At 42.2% G+C, this 14,864-nt stretch carries 16 protein-coding genes and 2 pseudogenes; 10 read left to right on the forward strand and 8 right to left on the reverse strand.

Annotation, left to right across the window (positions count from 1 at the left end; translation table 11 throughout):
- Nucleotides 1–240 precede the first annotated feature (240 nt).
- From ACX5J7_RS08665 to ACX5J7_RS08675, 3 genes are read left to right on the forward strand one after another with little or no spacing between them, the layout of a single operon-like run.
- Nucleotides 241–1,038: a hypothetical protein gene (locus tag ACX5J7_RS08665; protein ID WP_498706815.1), complete on the forward strand. Its 798-nt coding sequence runs from the start codon at nt 241–243 to the stop codon at nt 1,036–1,038.
- A gap of 55 nt (nt 1,039–1,093) precedes the next feature.
- A complete protein-coding gene (locus ACX5J7_RS08670; RefSeq protein WP_498706816.1) occupies nt 1,094–1,276 on the forward strand; it encodes a hypothetical protein in 183 nt (60 codons plus the stop codon).
- Nucleotides 1,273–2,622: a hypothetical protein gene (locus ACX5J7_RS08675; RefSeq protein WP_498706817.1), complete on the forward strand. Its 1,350-nt coding sequence runs from the start codon at nt 1,273–1,275 to the stop codon at nt 2,620–2,622. Before ACX5J7_RS08670 ends, ACX5J7_RS08675 begins: the two co-directional genes overlap by 4 nt.
- Nucleotides 2,623–2,980: 358 nt before the next feature.
- Here ACX5J7_RS08675 and ACX5J7_RS08680 read toward each other — a convergent pair whose 3' ends face one another.
- Nucleotides 2,981–3,487, reverse strand: a complete 507-nt coding sequence (locus ACX5J7_RS08680) for an outer membrane beta-barrel protein (protein WP_105931115.1) — start codon at nt 3,485–3,487, stop codon at nt 2,981–2,983.
- Nucleotides 3,488–3,879: 392 nt separating this feature from the next.
- On the opposite strand from ACX5J7_RS08680, the pseudogene ACX5J7_RS08685 reads away from it, so the two are divergent.
- The 4 genes and pseudogenes from ACX5J7_RS08685 to ACX5J7_RS08700 all read left to right on the forward strand — a co-directional run bounded on the left by ACX5J7_RS08685 (nt 3,880) and on the right by ACX5J7_RS08700 (nt 7,348).
- Nucleotides 3,880–4,602 (forward strand): annotated as a pseudogene (locus ACX5J7_RS08685) (ABC transporter ATP-binding protein).
- Nucleotides 4,599–6,041: an ABC transporter permease gene (locus ACX5J7_RS08690; protein ID WP_498706819.1), complete on the forward strand. Its 1,443-nt coding sequence runs from the start codon at nt 4,599–4,601 to the stop codon at nt 6,039–6,041. The pseudogene ACX5J7_RS08685 and the gene ACX5J7_RS08690 overlap by 4 nt, the downstream one beginning before the upstream one ends.
- Nucleotides 6,038–6,634 carry a hypothetical protein gene (locus tag ACX5J7_RS08695; protein WP_498706820.1) on the forward strand — a complete coding sequence of 199 codons (597 nt, stop codon included), beginning with the start codon at nt 6,038–6,040 and terminating at the stop codon, nt 6,632–6,634. Before ACX5J7_RS08690 ends, ACX5J7_RS08695 begins: the two co-directional genes overlap by 4 nt.
- Before the next feature lie 15 nt (nt 6,635–6,649).
- Nucleotides 6,650–7,348, forward strand: a complete 699-nt coding sequence (locus ACX5J7_RS08700) for a DUF3526 domain-containing protein (RefSeq protein WP_498706822.1) — start codon at nt 6,650–6,652, stop codon at nt 7,346–7,348.
- Nucleotides 7,349–7,435: 87 nt separating this feature from the next.
- On the opposite strand, the gene ACX5J7_RS08705 is transcribed toward ACX5J7_RS08700, so the two are convergent.
- Nucleotides 7,436–8,662 (reverse strand): hypothetical protein, encoded by a 1,227-nt coding sequence (locus ACX5J7_RS08705; RefSeq protein ID WP_012518297.1) that lies wholly within the window; start codon nt 8,660–8,662, stop codon nt 7,436–7,438.
- A gap of 253 nt (nt 8,663–8,915) precedes the next feature.
- Nucleotides 8,916–9,601, reverse strand: a pseudogene (locus tag ACX5J7_RS08710) (LysR family transcriptional regulator).
- Between the two features lie 156 nt (nt 9,602–9,757).
- Between ACX5J7_RS08710 and ACX5J7_RS08715 the strand changes: the two are divergent.
- Nucleotides 9,758–10,216, forward strand: coding sequence for a DUF4437 domain-containing protein (locus ACX5J7_RS08715; RefSeq protein WP_024016229.1), 459 nt, complete (start codon nt 9,758–9,760; stop codon nt 10,214–10,216).
- A gap of 79 nt (nt 10,217–10,295) precedes the next feature.
- On the opposite strand, the gene ACX5J7_RS08720 is transcribed toward ACX5J7_RS08715, so the two are convergent.
- The 4 genes from ACX5J7_RS08720 to ACX5J7_RS08735 form a co-directional block, all read right to left on the reverse strand.
- Nucleotides 10,296–11,138: a DUF3307 domain-containing protein gene (locus ACX5J7_RS08720; protein ID WP_020743461.1), complete on the reverse strand. Its 843-nt coding sequence runs from the start codon at nt 11,136–11,138 to the stop codon at nt 10,296–10,298.
- 63 nt (nt 11,139–11,201) lie between these two features.
- Complete coding sequence (locus tag ACX5J7_RS08725) at nt 11,202–11,960, reverse strand: hypothetical protein (protein ID WP_498706825.1); 759 nt, start codon at nt 11,958–11,960, stop codon at nt 11,202–11,204.
- A gap of 240 nt (nt 11,961–12,200) precedes the next feature.
- The gene (locus tag ACX5J7_RS08730) at nt 12,201–12,608 is read right to left on the reverse strand and encodes a GGDEF domain-containing protein (RefSeq protein ID WP_474377797.1); all 408 of its coding nucleotides are present in this window, start codon (nt 12,606–12,608) and stop codon (nt 12,201–12,203) included.
- Complete coding sequence (locus ACX5J7_RS08735; RefSeq protein WP_498706826.1) at nt 12,589–12,903, reverse strand: hypothetical protein; 315 nt, start codon at nt 12,901–12,903, stop codon at nt 12,589–12,591. Before ACX5J7_RS08735 ends, ACX5J7_RS08730 begins: the two co-directional genes overlap by 20 nt.
- 154 nt (nt 12,904–13,057) lie before the next feature.
- On the opposite strand from ACX5J7_RS08735, the gene ACX5J7_RS08740 reads away from it, so the two are divergent.
- Entirely contained in the window at nt 13,058–13,633 is a 576-nt protein-coding gene (locus tag ACX5J7_RS08740) for an exopolysaccharide biosynthesis protein (RefSeq protein WP_020745852.1), read from the forward strand.
- A 125-nt stretch (nt 13,634–13,758) separates the two neighbouring features.
- Entirely contained in the window at nt 13,759–13,926 is a 168-nt protein-coding gene (locus tag ACX5J7_RS08745; protein ID WP_498706828.1) for an SH3 domain-containing protein, read from the forward strand.
- 67 nt (nt 13,927–13,993) lie between these two features.
- On the opposite strand, the gene ACX5J7_RS08750 is transcribed toward ACX5J7_RS08745, so the two are convergent.
- Entirely contained in the window at nt 13,994–14,845 is an 852-nt protein-coding gene (locus ACX5J7_RS08750) for a sterol desaturase family protein (RefSeq protein ID WP_498706830.1), read from the reverse strand.
- Nucleotides 14,846–14,864 lie beyond the last annotated feature (19 nt).

The following is a 14,864-nucleotide window of genomic DNA, read 5'->3' on the forward strand; positions in this document are numbered from 1 at the left end:
GTTCAATTATATCCTTAACTGGACTGGTCAACTCAATTAAACCACCTCAATATATGGAAACCTGCTCTTACTAAAGCTAAAATACTGTATAGATATCCATATCAAACAAGACATACCTATGCATCAATGATGCTCTCTGCAGGAAAAAACCCAATGTGGGTTGCAAAACAAATGGGTCATGCAGACTGGGGAATGATTAGGAAAGTATATGGTAGGTGGATACAAAATTAAGGAAAATAAATGTCCGATCAAGTCATTAATGCTTACGCAGTTTATGAAATTAATGTCGATAACGACACATACAGCGAAGTTGATTTAAGTTCAATCAATGATGAAGAACTTAAACGGTTTGTTTTAAAAATTGCTTACGAAACGTCCATTAACCCCTCTTCTAGATTTGCAAGGTTTGAAGGTAACTCACTTGCAAGAAATGTGGTTGACGAATTAGCATCGGAGGACGGACTTACAGATGTAGAGGAACTTGCTCAGCATCTTCTAGATGTAGAAAAAGACTACAACTCTAGAATAGCTCACTTAAATACAAAGATTTCTTCAGGTTCGCTAGTTATTGCAAAAGTTACTAGGTCTGACGATGTTTTTATTATCATCTCAAAAATAGAGTTTTCAAACTATCTTGATAAAGACAGCTTTTTGCGCAAAACGGGCTTACCAATTGAGAAGTCTTTGCTTAGGTCATGTTTTATTCGAGTAAACGGTGATTCATTTGAAGAAAATATTCAATTAGCGTCTTCTAATGGTGTGATCCCAGCCTTTTGGCAAAAATCATTTCTACGAGCTCAGTACTGCAGGGACAACACCGAAAATACAAACGAAGCATATAAATTAATAGAGAATGCTCTAGTTACAACAATAAAGAACCAATCGAAGAATGATTTTATTGATATGAGAGATTGTTTGATTGGGTATTTTAAATCTAATACTGATTTCGATATATCTGCATTTAAAAAGAACTTTAACCGAGCAGTATTCACCAGTTCTAGAAGACCTCAACTTTCAACCATTCATAAACAAAGTTGATTCTTTTGTAGATAAGAGAAAGTTCGACGGCACCTTTGAGATAGATCGTAAAGCGGTGAGAAAGAGAGCAAGAAAGAAATACCCGCTCGATGGTGATATACAGCTTGTTGCCAATTCAGGTACGTCAAATATTTACCGACTAGAAAAAAACGCAGGTACCACCGAGGCAAAAGAGTTTGTCGTCATTCAGTCTACTAACGTTCCTCATGACTTCAGAAAGATTGACGAACTGCCATGAAAATGAATCTTGTTGAAGACATAGATTCTATACAGTTCGAATATTCGGACTTGACAAGAGGTATAGAGTCCGCCGCGTTTAAAGAAGTGAAAGAATGTCTGGATTTTATCCAGCCTACTCAAGTTCATTATCGAATCGTCGTTAATGATACTATCACAAATGAAGATTCTATAGATGACCTTCTAAGAACACTTGATTCGTTCTTAGATGATGACACAAATACACATAGCTATAAAATTCAAATTGAGTTTAGCAAAATTCAACAGTCAGAGTTTTTGATTTATTCACCTGAAGCTTTCGTAAAATCAATGCCCACGAATTTTAATGAAATACTCAGAAAACTGAGTTATGTAAAAATTCGATCAAGTTCTATTAAAACGAGAGAATCTGAGTATAGGTTACCTATTATCGATGCTCGGTTAGATGGTACTGCGAACATACCTTCAATTCTGAGCGAAAATCGGTTTAAACCAGAAGATGCTCATGAATTAGCAAAAGCAATGGCTAATGAACCCGTCTTAAGCAAGTTTTTCAAATTGATTTCCTGCCAATATTGCTTAGCTTGCCTCGCTAGCAGTTTCGATTTTAATACACCTCGAAACTTCTATACATTTGATGGGTATGCATCACTCGTATCAACTACTGAGAATGACGAAAATTACATATCAAGGTTTGAGGCAATATTTCAAGTATATGAAATAGTTTTTGCTGATAATAACTTCAATACAAGGTTAGGTTTATTAAGAAATTTAGTATCACTCAAGCATGTTGAAAACATATCACAAATCTTTGACGACAGCCTTATTAAAAGTTTACATTCAAACTATCAAATATATCTTCGCGAGAATATCAAGCAATATATCGAGGTTAAAAATAAGTCAATTGAATTAATGCATGGACTGGTAGATAAGGCTGCAGACAAGTTCGAAGATAAACAAAAAAGTCATCAAAAGGCACTTGTTGGTTTAGCAACTTTTTACTTCTCAGCAATTATTGGGAAAGTTGTCCTCAAAAGTAATGTAGACATGTTGTCTTTTGAGTTCGCGGTAATTAGCACATTATTTATGTTCTTCGTGTTTTGGTTTGTACATGCATCGAAAGTGACTTTAGAGAAATCTAGAAATCAATTATCAAACCAAGTGACAATATTAAAGAATAGATATAAGAATATATTGCATGACACAGAAATAGATGAAATTTTTGATAATCAGCAAATAGATGAATGTTTCGACGAAAGTAACGACTTTCTTTCAACTACAACGTACAATGCCATCCTGATTGTACCCATCGTATTTTTGTGGATAACAATAATTGTAAAGTATTCATTAGTTGCAGCACAAACATAAGACATTGAATTGAAAAACAAAATGCATAGTTCAAATCCCGCCAGCCCACCAATTCAATAAATTAAGACGTCCTATGACGTCTTTTTTTATACCTCAAGCATGAAACGTTCAACGCGATAAATTCAACGCTCAAACTATGGCTCATCCTCTAGAGTACTTTCAGTATTATCAAAATAAGCTATCTGAAATTTAAAGAAACAGATTTATGGGGCGGTTAAGTCTTACTGAATTATAGTAGGATCAATGTATTGTTTCTTTTGATGGACTTTTTGTGAATCGTTCAAGGCACGGCAATTTAGACAAATAAAAGATTTAATGAAGGGGGAAGATAATCCCCCCCTTTAATTCTACGCATATTTTAGAAAGCGAACTTAGCACCAATGCTTAGCACGTCAACGTCATCAAATGTTTCGAAAGATAGTTCAACGGCACTTGTCTGTGTGAATTTGTAACCCACGCCACCACCTAGTCCAAACTCCCAATCACTCTCTGCCGACTCCGAAAAGCCTCCCGCGCTTGCAGTAACTTCTAGTTTGCCATAAGAAGGCACGACGTATATGTACATTCCTTCTGCTACCGTATATTCGCCGCGAATTGACATGGCGTAAAACGAGTCAAGTTCTACGTTAACTCCCATAACGTCGTCGTCACTGATCCCAGTCCCTAAACGTACCTCAGGTACAAGGTTAAAATTACTATTTACTTGATATTGATAGCCCGCCGAAGCAATAACGCCTCCAAGACTAATATCAATATCACCGTCACTGTCTGAGATATTTCCATAACCAACACCCAATACCCAGTTGGCTGATGCTGAAAGAGAAACGGATAATAGCGCCGCTGATAATATTGCTTTTTTAAACATTTTTTGTCCTTGTTGATGCAATTTAAATTTTGATGCCTAAAGAAAAGCGACGCCACTTTCTTCTTAGTACTGCGCTTTCGTTCCAGTGAAAATGTAAAACTATCGGATTACCAACGCTGGTCATATTTACTCAGTCCATGGGTAAGGGGCGATTCCTTTCTTTGGTGGAGACATTATTCATTTTTACAGCTATGAAACAATAACTTAAAGCCATATTTCATATAGTAAATAATGAAAAAAGTGTAAGTAATTATGTACCTTTGTAGCAAACAAACTTTTTAAAAAATGAATTTGATGCCTTTTCTTTCACTTATAAGAGTAAAACCTATCCCCATACTTATAGTTATAATATAACATTACCACACAAGTTTAAGGTATGGCTTTTCCAAACAATGCAAACAAATTCAGTAATATGCGCGGATGCGCTATCTGTGCGCGTGGACGATCGCACACTTTTAGATAACCTCAATTTTAATGTAGGTAAGGGTGAAGTATTTGCGCTTTTGGGTGGGAACGGTGCGGGTAAATCAACTACGCTTAAAACCTTTTTAGGTTTGATGAAAGCAAGTAGTGGTAGCGCTACTGTGTTGGGCCATAACGCCACTACTCACCCTAACGATGTTCAAAAGTCTGTCGCTTACTTGCCAGAATCGGTCACTCTTTATGGTCATCTTTCAGGCTTGGAAAATATCCGCTACTTTCTTTCGGTAGCTGGTGTAGAAAAATCAGACGAAGACATTTTTGCAGCACTTCGCAAAGTAGCTCTTCAAGAAGATTCATGGAATAAGGCGTTATCGAACTACTCGAAAGGCATGCGCCAGAAAACCGCAATTGCCCTTGCCCTATTGCGCAATGCACCCGTGCTGTTTTTAGATTAGCCTACATCAGGGTTAGACCCTGCCGCTATTGACGAGTTTAATGCGTTGGTGTCTGAACTTGCCGCCAATGGCGCTACCATTTTTATGGTAACTCATGACGTATACGGTGCTTGCCAAGTGGCTCACCGCATTGTGCTTTTAAGTAACGGTAAACTAACTGGTTCTTTCGAGCGCATTGGCGATACGCCCATTGATACTGAAGCCGTACACGCAGCATTTGCAGGGCGTAAAGCATGATATTTAGTGTAGCAAAAACCATTTGTGCAGATCAGTGGCGCTATTGGCTGCGCACTAAAGTCGCCGCTACGGTACTGTTGCTAGGGGCCATACTGACCCTTGCAGCCCTAGTCGTAAATGCATTTCACATTGAAGAGGCCGCGCACGCTAGAGAGCACCTTCAAACTGAAGCAGAAGAACGCTTTAAAGCGCAGCCTGATAAGCACCCTCACCGCATGGTGCATTACGGTCATTACGTTTTTCGTGCCCCTACGCCATTAAGCGTAATCGAGCCTGGCGTCGACACCTACACAGGTAACGCTATTTTCCTAGAAGGCCATCGGCAAAATAGCGCCATGTTTGCACAGCAGCGGCAATCGGCTGGGCTTACGCGTTTTAGTAGCTTAACCCCTGGCTTTCTTGCGTTAGTGCTTGCTCCACTGTTTATTATTCTTATTGGTTACGGCAGTGTATCGCGAGAGCGCGAGGCCGGAACACATACCTTGTTGTTGTCACAAGGTACGACTCGCTGGCAGCTAATCTTAGGTAAGCTATTAGCGCTAATTGCAGCTAGCGGTTTGTTCTTACTCCCTTTACTTCTGGCCTGCTTATATGTCGCTTTTTCAAGCGAAAGCCCGCTTGTGGTGCTGCTATTTTGCTTAAGTTACGCCGTTTACTTCTTGCTATGGGCTACCGTTGTAACTGCGTGTTCAGCGTTATTTGAGAAAAGTAGCGTTAGCTTCACCGCGCTTATTGTTATTTGGATGTTCGCATGTGTGTTACTTCCTCGCTTAGGCAGCAGCGTCGCAACGAATGCAGCCCCCTCTATGGGCAAACTTGAAGCGGACTTTAAAGTAGAAGAAAAGCTTAGAAGTTTGGGCGACGGTCACGACGTTAACGACCCTGCATTTAAAAAGCTAAAAGAAGATTTATTAGCAAAATACAATGTCGATTCCGTGGACGACCTTCCTGTTAATTTCCGCGGAGTTGTTGCTCAGTACTCAGAAGGCAGACAGGCAAAAGTGCTTAATGAATTCGCCGAAAACAGAATGGGTGAAGAGTTAGAACAAGCACATATTGCACGTCAGTTTGGTTGGCTATCCCCTACGGTTGCCGTTCGCGCAATCTCTACAATATTAGCGGGTACCAGCCTTGAAACCCATCATCGCTTTTTAAGAGAAGCAGAGGCCCTGCGTTTAGAGTTTGTTCAAGGGCTAAATAAAGTGCATGTTGAAAAGCTGGATTACAAGCTGGATATGGATCGCAACGCAAGCGAAGAAGCCGCTGATAAAGCGGTTGTCGGTGCAGACAACTGGGCGTTGTTATCAGAGTTTAACTTTAAGCCCGAGGCAGCAGATACACGCATTTCAAACGCGCTTATCTATTTTCTACAACTGATTATTTGGGTATGCATTACCGTCTTGCTTTTAAAAGCGGCGGTTAGGAGGTTAAACCCATGATGCGTTTTACCGATCTTAAACGTGAAGCGGGTTTTGTTTTCGGTCACCGGCAAATAAAGCTTACGTTATTAGTCGTTTTCTTTTTAAGTGTGGTGTCATTGTGGACAGGCTTCGCGGAAATGCAGGAACAACAGGCCACCATTGAACGACTGTTAGAGAAAGACCAAGCCGAGAGAGATAGCGCGCTCGCCCATCAGTCGAATTACGGTAGTGCCGCGTACTATACGTTTCACTTAACGTATTCACCCCCTTCCCCGCTGGCTTTTACGGCCGTCGGTGAACGGGATGTGTTTCCTTGGAAGCACCGTATACGCATGCTTGCATTAGAAGGTCAAATTTATGAAAGCGATGCAGATAACCCAGAACTGGCTTTTTTAGGGCGTTTTGATTTCGCCTTTGTGACCAGTGTATTGCTACCATTATTTATCATATTGCTACTCTACGATTTAAAAGCAAAAGAATGTGAAGCTCGCCGCTTCGATTTACTTAATGTAACCGCACGCAACGCCCATGCTATATGGACAGCACGAGTAATAGTCACTTTGCTTCCTTTAGCGCTTGTTACGCTTATTCCGTTTGTTGTGTTCGGGTAAATTAATGGTGCATCTTTGCCCTCTATTTTAACCGTTTGCGCGATAGTAATAGGTAACATTGCAATATGGAGTGCCATTGTTCTTGTAATTGGCGCCGCAATGCGTTTTGCAAGTTTCAGTGCAACGCATCTTGCCTCTATTATGCTAGGCGCTTGGCTTGTTACCACTGTTATTGTGCCCGTGACCGCACACACGGTAATTAATGCGGTGGTAGAAACACCTGAAGGTGGCGATATTGTGCTTACCCAACGTGAAGCGGTAAATAGTGCGTGGGATAAGCCCGTTGAAGACACGTGGCGCGCATTTATTGCCACTCATCCTCAGTGGGCCGATTACACAACATTTGACCCTGAAAGAGACAGATCATTTAACTGGAAATGGTACTACGCGTTCCAACAGGTGGGCGATCAAACTGCCAGTGACTTGTCGAAAGCTTATCAGGCTGCCACGCTTCAAAAAGACACCATTGCAAGCTACGTAGCCTTGCTTTCTCCTTCCTTGCTTACGCAGCGTTTATTATCAAGCGCTGCTGATACTAACGTAAGCGCGATGGTGAGCTATGAAAATGATGTACGCGTTTTTCATAAGGCGCTACGAAAATTTTATTATTACCACCTTTTCAAAGACCCTGAATTTTCTCAGGAGAGCTTTGAAGCACTGCCACAATTTACACCAAACATGAGAACGTTAGGCGAAAGCAACAAGGAAAACTAATGAAGAACTAGGCTGTAAAAACGGGGTAAAAAAAAGAGGCTTACTAACAGTAAGCCTCTCTCGCGTTAAAACTAAATCAAGCTAATACTACGACGATTGAAGGGTCTGCATAGGCTCTATATCAGTGGTATTGTTTCTGATGAACGACTCAATATCTTTTACTTCTTCTTTACTAAAGCCTAGGCGAGCTCGGATACCGGTTGTTCCGTCAGCATTTTCAATCACAACAAAGTCGTTAACGCCTAGTGTACGTGAAAACACGGTGTGAACTTGCTTGTTGTTGATATCTACGATTTTAACTTTGGTCGAGGTTCTGTAAATTGCCATTGGACCTGACTGAGTTTGAACCCAGTCGATTGACCAATAATAATGACTGTAGTTTGGCAAACCTAACTTAGTATAAAGTGACTCTTTAAATTCAACGTTTTCACACTTATTCATCACTGCATTTTGACGTTTACAGTTAGAGTGTTCTGCGATGTTTTTACCGCCTAAGCCCACGTCCATAGGTACCGTGGTATAGCCATCGATGCTTACAAGTACATAATCATCGAACTTATTAAGCCCAAAGGTATTGCCTAACTCTTTAAACGAGTTTAACAACCCTCCTACTTTGTCGTTTTCATCACGAGGGTCTTTTTCTAGCAGGATAAAACCGGTAGATGCTGCGTCGCCTTTTTGATGCTCGGCAATGTGGTAGTTATCTAACAGAGTGATGTTTTTAACGCTATCCCCATCAATAAAGTAACGGAAAGCTGAACCAGAACGCCCTACAATAAATCCATCTGACGTAGGTATAACACTATTGCCCGTCGCTTTTTTGCCAGTTACTGTTCGCACTTCAAATTGACCACCGCGCTTCCACACCGTACCAATCTTGATAGGCGCTTCCGAGGAATGTGCTTTGTGATACTTAAGGGTAAAAGAACCGTCGAAGTTCTCAACCGCGTAGGTAAATTCACCAGTAAATCGGTTGCCACCAAAGTTCGCTACTTGCCCTTCGAAATCGTTAAACATCTGCCCATCGATCATGATGCCATCTTTTTTGCGATAGAAAATAGCAGGGCCGCCTGTTGCATCAACTTTTTGCTTTTGTTCAGCGAGTTCGGCTGCACTAAGCAATACTTCCGGTTTAGCGGCGGGTGCGGCTTGTTGCTGCGCAGCAGCTGGAACTGTCATGCCTTGTAGCTTAGCGAGAAATGCTTTTTGCATTTGATTTGCCATCGCTCGCTCTTCAGGTGTGGGAGGTGTGCTTCCACAAGCACTGATAAGGGCGGCGGCAATTAAAGATGGAACTAATAGTTTTGCTTTCATGTTTTTTCTCTTATTGCGCTTCGGGCAGAATATTTCGTGCTGAAGCTTTTTTATGAAAACAAAGGAAGGTAGACGAAGTGATACTGTGGCAGCGCTATCCCGCACTGTGCATTATAAGACTTATGTGTCGCATTCCTTTGCAAGCACTATTAGAAAATATTCGGCCTTCAAATTCAATCTAGAAATAGCACAAAAAGTATGAATTTTAGCCACTTAGCACTATTTTAGTGTTTCGGGTGTAGTTAAGCTGGTATCAAAGGCTATTCAAACTCGGCCATTCATTTTCAGTAAGTAACCCTTTCTCAATTAGTTTTTGCCGACGCGCTTCTATAACTAATTTCAATTCATCTCTAACTAATCTGACGGCTGGAGTAATTAAATGGCGGCTGGGAAGCATTAGCCACATTTCTGTTAGCGGAACCGTATACTGCGTTAACACGCGCTTAAGTTTTCCGTTTAACAAATCTTCGGCCACATCAATAGCAGATTTTTTTGCGATACCTGCCCCGTCAACACACCACCTTCTAACAATATCCCCATCGTTTACTGCGCGATTACTTTGCACTTTTACTCGAAATTTTTCGCCGTTTTTAGTCAGCTCCCATGCATTGTGCGTTTGGTCATATAGCTTATAAAGCAGCGCATTATGATGGGCAAGGTCACTTAATTCCTCAGGCGCTTTGTTTTCGCTTAAATAATGCGGTGACGCACAAATAACATGGGGAATGTTACACACTTTAAACCCATACATCTGCGACTCTTTTACCGCTTCCTTTGTCATAGCGCGAAGCGCAACATCAGCTCTACACCAAGTTGCTCTTCAATTCGCTTAATGGCCATGCTTGTTGCAGATGAACTTAAATCAAGCTTCTTGGCCGCAAGGGTAATAGAATTTACTTCTGCGACTTTTATAAAAACCTGTAAGTCTTCTGTTTTCATACTTTACTCGAGCGCTCTGAATTAGTGTGGATCATTTTTATTATCCTTGTTTTCAGGAAAGTCTTTCGCGCGTTTGGTCGTTTATTATCCTTTTTCTAACGAATAAACTGAGACTATCAAATAAGCAACGCCGACAACCAACGAATTGGAGATTGTATGAAACACCTGAAACTCGCTAAATTAACGATAGCTTCGCTACTGGTTAGCGCAAGTGTTTACATTGCGCCCAGCGTGCAGGCTGAAACAAAAGTAACTACGGCAGAAGATATTAACTGGGGTTATTTAAACCCTGCTCGAGGCGATAAAAGCCCTGGCGCAGCTGATTTGTGGGGAGATAGAACAAAAGACACCGCCACCGGTATGCTGGTGCGCTTTAACAAAGGCTTTGAAGGTTCGATAACATCCAGCGGTGATGAGTTTAAAGCCGTAGTTATCCAAGGTAGTTTGAGTTACATAGACGAGAATAAATCCAATGCGCGAACGCTTAACGCAGGCAGCTATGTTGCGTCTTCTACACCGGCTAAGCACCGCCTTCGCAATATAAGCGACGATGAGACTATTGTTTACGTTAGAGCGTCGTCTAAGTACCAGGTTAACGACTTAGTGAGTAGATAATAGCGTTTGAAATACCCATTATTCGATTCATCAAACAGCATGGTTCGTAACATAGCTTTTATAAACGAATTAATGCTTTTCAGGGTTTAATGGGTAATCGCCCTAATGCGGCAGCGCATAGTAAACCTATAACAAGGGTCATTGCTACGCTAGTAAAGGTGCCTAGCAGCACGTATTCAGTGAGCTTTCTGTCTTGGTGTTTAGTGAGATCGCCAAAGCGGAAAATAGATTTCGCAGCAATAAGGAATCCAATTGCGGAAAACTGGTTTAATAATACAAAAGTCAGCATTAATACCCTTTCTAGATACCCTATGCGCTGCCCAGCTAAAGACAGGGTTTGCTGCGCTTCAGTGCTAATGGTTGGCGGGTCGTTGGGGTGAGTGGTTTGTGTGTTGCTCGATAATACTTCACTACTCCACGGCGATAACAGCTGTTTAATAACGATGGAGCTGGGTTTAAGTACAGCCAGATACGCCAACGTTATCACCAAGTCGCCAGCGCTAAGCTGCCTTAACGCACTAAGAACATACTGCCACTGATCGGTAGCGTATAAAAATACGCCTAAAAGAACGACCACATGCGCTATTTGGTCAATAACAAACGCTGTCGTGCTTTGCACACAATACGATTTGATAACATCAATTTTAAAATGTGATACCGCGATAATAATAGCGCCAACACCTATTGTGGTTAAGCTTATATTTTCAGATAACAGTAGCAGTACAGCTCCAGCAAGAACGCCGTGTATAAGGGTGTGTATGTATAGAGGTAACGCTAAAGCATGGCGTTCATTTCTTTGCTTTACCCATGCAAAGGGCTGAAAATAAAAGTCAGCAAGGATATGTGCCAATAATAGCCCCACCAGCAATTCGGGCTGCTCTATAGTCGTCACCATGCTGGTATCTAGGTTATCAGCTAGCATTTCTCGCTCCTTTCACAAGCTCGCTTTTAATATGTTTACACCCAAGGCGTAATGACCGCGTTATTATTTTACAGGCGCGTTACTCAATGGCCGGTGGCCAAGTTTCCACACGTTAATTTCCTGCTCCATGTAGCTTAGGTATTCTGCTACCAGTTTGTAATTACTGGCATTTAGAATTCTACTCACATTGCTTCTATTTTTATTCAATATGGCAGCCACGTTTTCATGGCTTTTGTCTGACGCTTCGATATAGGCCAATAAGGTTTGAGATTGGGTAGGCGTTAGCCCTGTAAGGTGAGCATCAGCGAAACGCGTGATTAACTGTGTACTGTTTTCAAGCGCTTGATGGCTCGTATGAAAAGCGAGGTGGTAAGGCTTAATATCGTCAAGCCCCCTGCCTGACAACACAAAGGCTTCCCCCGTTCCCGTTTTCACCTCTTTTGCGCGAAACTGTGCGTCCCCCACGGCAGCACTAATTCGAACATCTACGCTCGGGTTTAGGGCTTTTAGCGCTAGCCGTAGCCCACTAGCAATCAGCATAATGTGCTCAGGCTGCTTAACGACTAACTGAAACGCGTCCCCTCTGTAAACATCAAAGTCTCCGCTGTATTGGTCAGCGTATTTTGAGAGTAGCGCCTTGAGGGTGGCTAGAATAGAAGTAAAATCGTCATCAGAAAATGATTGAGACTGGGATATATCGCCAGTAAGCACACCTGCTTTGTGGTCACTTTTATCGTTCAGCTGCACGTCATTTAACCGCTTAGCAGCGTCTTGACGTGTGTCACTACTTCCCGATTTAGTGTGCTTACCTGACTGTACCATGAGCGGCTCCCGTTCTTAATGTCACCATCATTTTCAATGGGTCTAACGCTTTACTATACACAACAACCCATAAAATACAAAAACACTCACATGTTAAAATGTGATTACTTTTAATCACAAAATAACATGTGACTATTTAAAGTGGTGTAACTTAACGCGCTGATAAAGAAAACTCATATTGGAGGGTGAGTGCTTAAGGTTTGTTAACCTTACTGAATGCTTCATTGAGTGCCTCGAAGGCTAAAATTTAGCGCAGTTCCTGCCGGCGTTCTTAGCCCGATATAGCGCCGCATCTGCTTTTTCAAGAAAGGAGGTAGCGCTTAGTTTGGTCTCCCCTCGCATAGATTCAGGCTCGGTTTCGCTCCAATCAAGGCAAACCATACCAATACTCACGGTGAGCGTTTTTGAACATAGAGATTTTTCATGTGCTATCGATAAATAGGTTACGTTTCGAAGTATTCTCGCGGCTATTGTCGCAAGTGAATCAGAAGTTGTACCTGGAAGGATGACTGCGAACTCTTCTCCTCCATACCTTGCAATTAAATCGTCACTTCCTAAACAGCTATTTGACAAGGTTTCGGCAACGCTTTTAAGTACAGCGTCCCCCCCCACGTGACCGTAACAATCGTTAAACCATTCCCCCTTCAATATAGCAATTCATCGTACGTGATTGAGTCTGAAGCCGGCACTGCTTGGCAAGCTGTTCCCCAGACTCTACAAGAAGAAAAGGGTCTGCACGACCAAGCATCTCTTTCTTTGAGTACGGGTCGTAAAACGTAAGAGAGCTGCTTGTAATACCATTTGGCTCGATTATTCCAAAATCTTTTTCAAAGCATTCGCTCGCGTATACCTTATTGCTATCAGTACCTTTAAACAAAATACTCGATGGCATTTGACGCAAAATGGAAAGGGCTTCTTTTTTATTCAAAACAGTTCTCGACATTCGATACTCTTTAAATGTAGCACTAAATATGCCGATTTCTGTTGGCCTCACGCATTTCATAAAAAATTTCGCCTATTGGTTTATTAAACTTATTTAAGATGACAGCGTATTCAAAAAGGGATAAGGAATTTCAAACGGGAACGAAGCATTAATCATGAGCGATTCAATCGTTGAATTATTAGATGAGATGTATGATGAACAAAGCGAAAAGACGTCATTAGGCGAAGTAGTGGAACGCTTTGAAGATAGAGGCTTTGGCCCGCTCCTCTTAATGCCTGCTCTTATTGCTTTGCTTCCCACAGGGGCTATACCGGGCGTACCAACCCTGTGCGGCTTAACGTTATTTTTTATCTGTATACAAGCGGCTGTTGGGCGAAAAAGCCCATGGCTCCCCAAAGTACTAAAAGAGAAAGAAGTAAGCTCTGATAAGCTAGAAAGCGCAATTGATAAAGCAAAACCCTACGCCCAAAAGACCGAAAAGCTACTTAAGCCCCGCATGACTTTTCTCTCTCACACCCCCGCTAAAAATATCATTGCGGGATACTGTGCTATTGCAGCCCTTGGTATGATCCCCCTTGAAGCACTTCCTTTCGCTGTCGCTTTGCCCGCTTTTGCACTTTGCATAACAGCGCTAGGCATGGCGAACCGTGACGGCGTGTTTCTGTCCCTTGGCATTTTACTCCAGCTAGGTACAGGTTATCTGGTATTTAAAGCTATTGGCATGATGTAGCGCTCTAGCGCACGACTACACGGCAACTATTCACTTTTTAACATTAAGCTCTTTGTTTTATTCAAGGTTACTTTGAAGTTGTTGTTAGAGAAGTAAATGGCCTGGTCGAAGCATCTGCGTTCATCATGCAGCCAAATGCGTCCCGCCGCGATGACTACTGTTTCACTGAGGTAACCGTTGACGAGGTAGAAGCCCGCCCTGGTCTTGATATCATGCCCATATTGCCAGTAGAAAGTGAAAGCAGTGTAGAAGGTAAACTTGGTGGCCTTTCTTTACAACTTGGATGTAGCTAAGCTGACTGTATGCGACTCAGGCTTATGCGATACTGCTAAAGATGAATATTGTAGGGTGGTTAACGCCCTACTTATTTTTAAATGGCTGCATTAGCAATGCCCTAATAGACGCATTTTCTTTTACTGCAAGTACGTCTTTTTGCCCAATAGGTAACGTTTCATCACTGTATTGTGCCCGTGGGGTAAAACTATTAAACAAGCGATCCCACCACGACACGCTGAACCCATAGTTTGAATTTGACTCTGCTTTGGCCTGGCTATGGTGAATACGGTGAAGGCGTTGCGTTATTAAGACCCGCCCCACTCTGTCATCCCACTTTTGCGATAGTCGTATATTGGCATGATTAAACAGCGCAAAGCCATTAAGCGCCACTTCAAAAATAACAATAGCAACAGCAGGTATACCTAACAGTGCCACGGCAGCGGCCTTTACGCCTAGGCTGATAGCAATTTCAACGGGATGAAAGCGAAGGCCTGTGGTGGTATCCACATGACTATCAGCATGATGCATTTTGTGAAAACGCCATAATAGAGGTACGGTATGAAACAGCCTATGCTGCCAATAGATGATCATATCTAGCAGTATTACACTTAAAGTCACTATGGCGGCGAATACGACGCCGCTACTTTCGACATCATCACTTATTCCTGTTAACGATGACCCGCTTTGCGCATAGCCTAACATTACATTGAAAAGCCCAAAGCCTTCTTGCTGGGCCCACACCGACACACCGACTAAAGTGGCGGGCAACAGCACCCGAGATATCAATGCGCCCAACGCGACCATAGACAAGTTACCCACCCAGCGTGTTTTTCTATCGAGCACCGCTTTACGCGCTGGATAACGCGCTTCTAACAGCGCCATGCACACGAATATGCCAAGAAACACGCTTAAGCGAATAGCTGATGTATTATCCAACGTTTACTCTCTTTGTCAT

The sequence above is a fragment of the Alteromonas infernus genome, assembly GCF_902705815.1.

Coding starts and splice junctions, on each gene's coding strand:
- ACX5J7_RS08665 (WP_498706815.1), top strand. CDS start 241: ATGTCCGATCAAGTCATTAATGCTTACGCAGTTTATGAAATTAATGTC.
- ACX5J7_RS08675 (WP_498706817.1), top strand. CDS start 1,273: ATGAAAATGAATCTTGTTGAAGACATAGATTCTATACAGTTCGAATAT.
- ACX5J7_RS08680 (WP_105931115.1), bottom strand. CDS start 3,487: ATGTTTAAAAAAGCAATATTATCAGCGGCGCTATTATCCGTTTCTCTT.
- ACX5J7_RS08690 (WP_498706819.1), top strand. CDS start 4,599: ATGATATTTAGTGTAGCAAAAACCATTTGTGCAGATCAGTGGCGCTAT.
- ACX5J7_RS08695 (WP_498706820.1), top strand. CDS start 6,038: ATGATGCGTTTTACCGATCTTAAACGTGAAGCGGGTTTTGTTTTCGGT.
- ACX5J7_RS08705 (WP_012518297.1), bottom strand. CDS start 8,662: ATGAAAGCAAAACTATTAGTTCCATCTTTAATTGCCGCCGCCCTTATC.
- ACX5J7_RS08715 (WP_024016229.1), top strand. CDS start 9,758: ATGAAACACCTGAAACTCGCTAAATTAACGATAGCTTCGCTACTGGTT.
- ACX5J7_RS08720 (WP_020743461.1), bottom strand. CDS start 11,138: ATGCTAGCTGATAACCTAGATACCAGCATGGTGACGACTATAGAGCAG.
- ACX5J7_RS08725 (WP_498706825.1), bottom strand. CDS start 11,960: ATGGTACAGTCAGGTAAGCACACTAAATCGGGAAGTAGTGACACACGT.
- ACX5J7_RS08735 (WP_498706826.1), bottom strand. CDS start 12,903: ATGTCGAGAACTGTTTTGAATAAAAAAGAAGCCCTTTCCATTTTGCGT.
- ACX5J7_RS08740 (WP_020745852.1), top strand. CDS start 13,058: ATGAGCGATTCAATCGTTGAATTATTAGATGAGATGTATGATGAACAA.
- ACX5J7_RS08745 (WP_498706828.1), top strand. CDS start 13,759: ATGCAGCCAAATGCGTCCCGCCGCGATGACTACTGTTTCACTGAGGTA.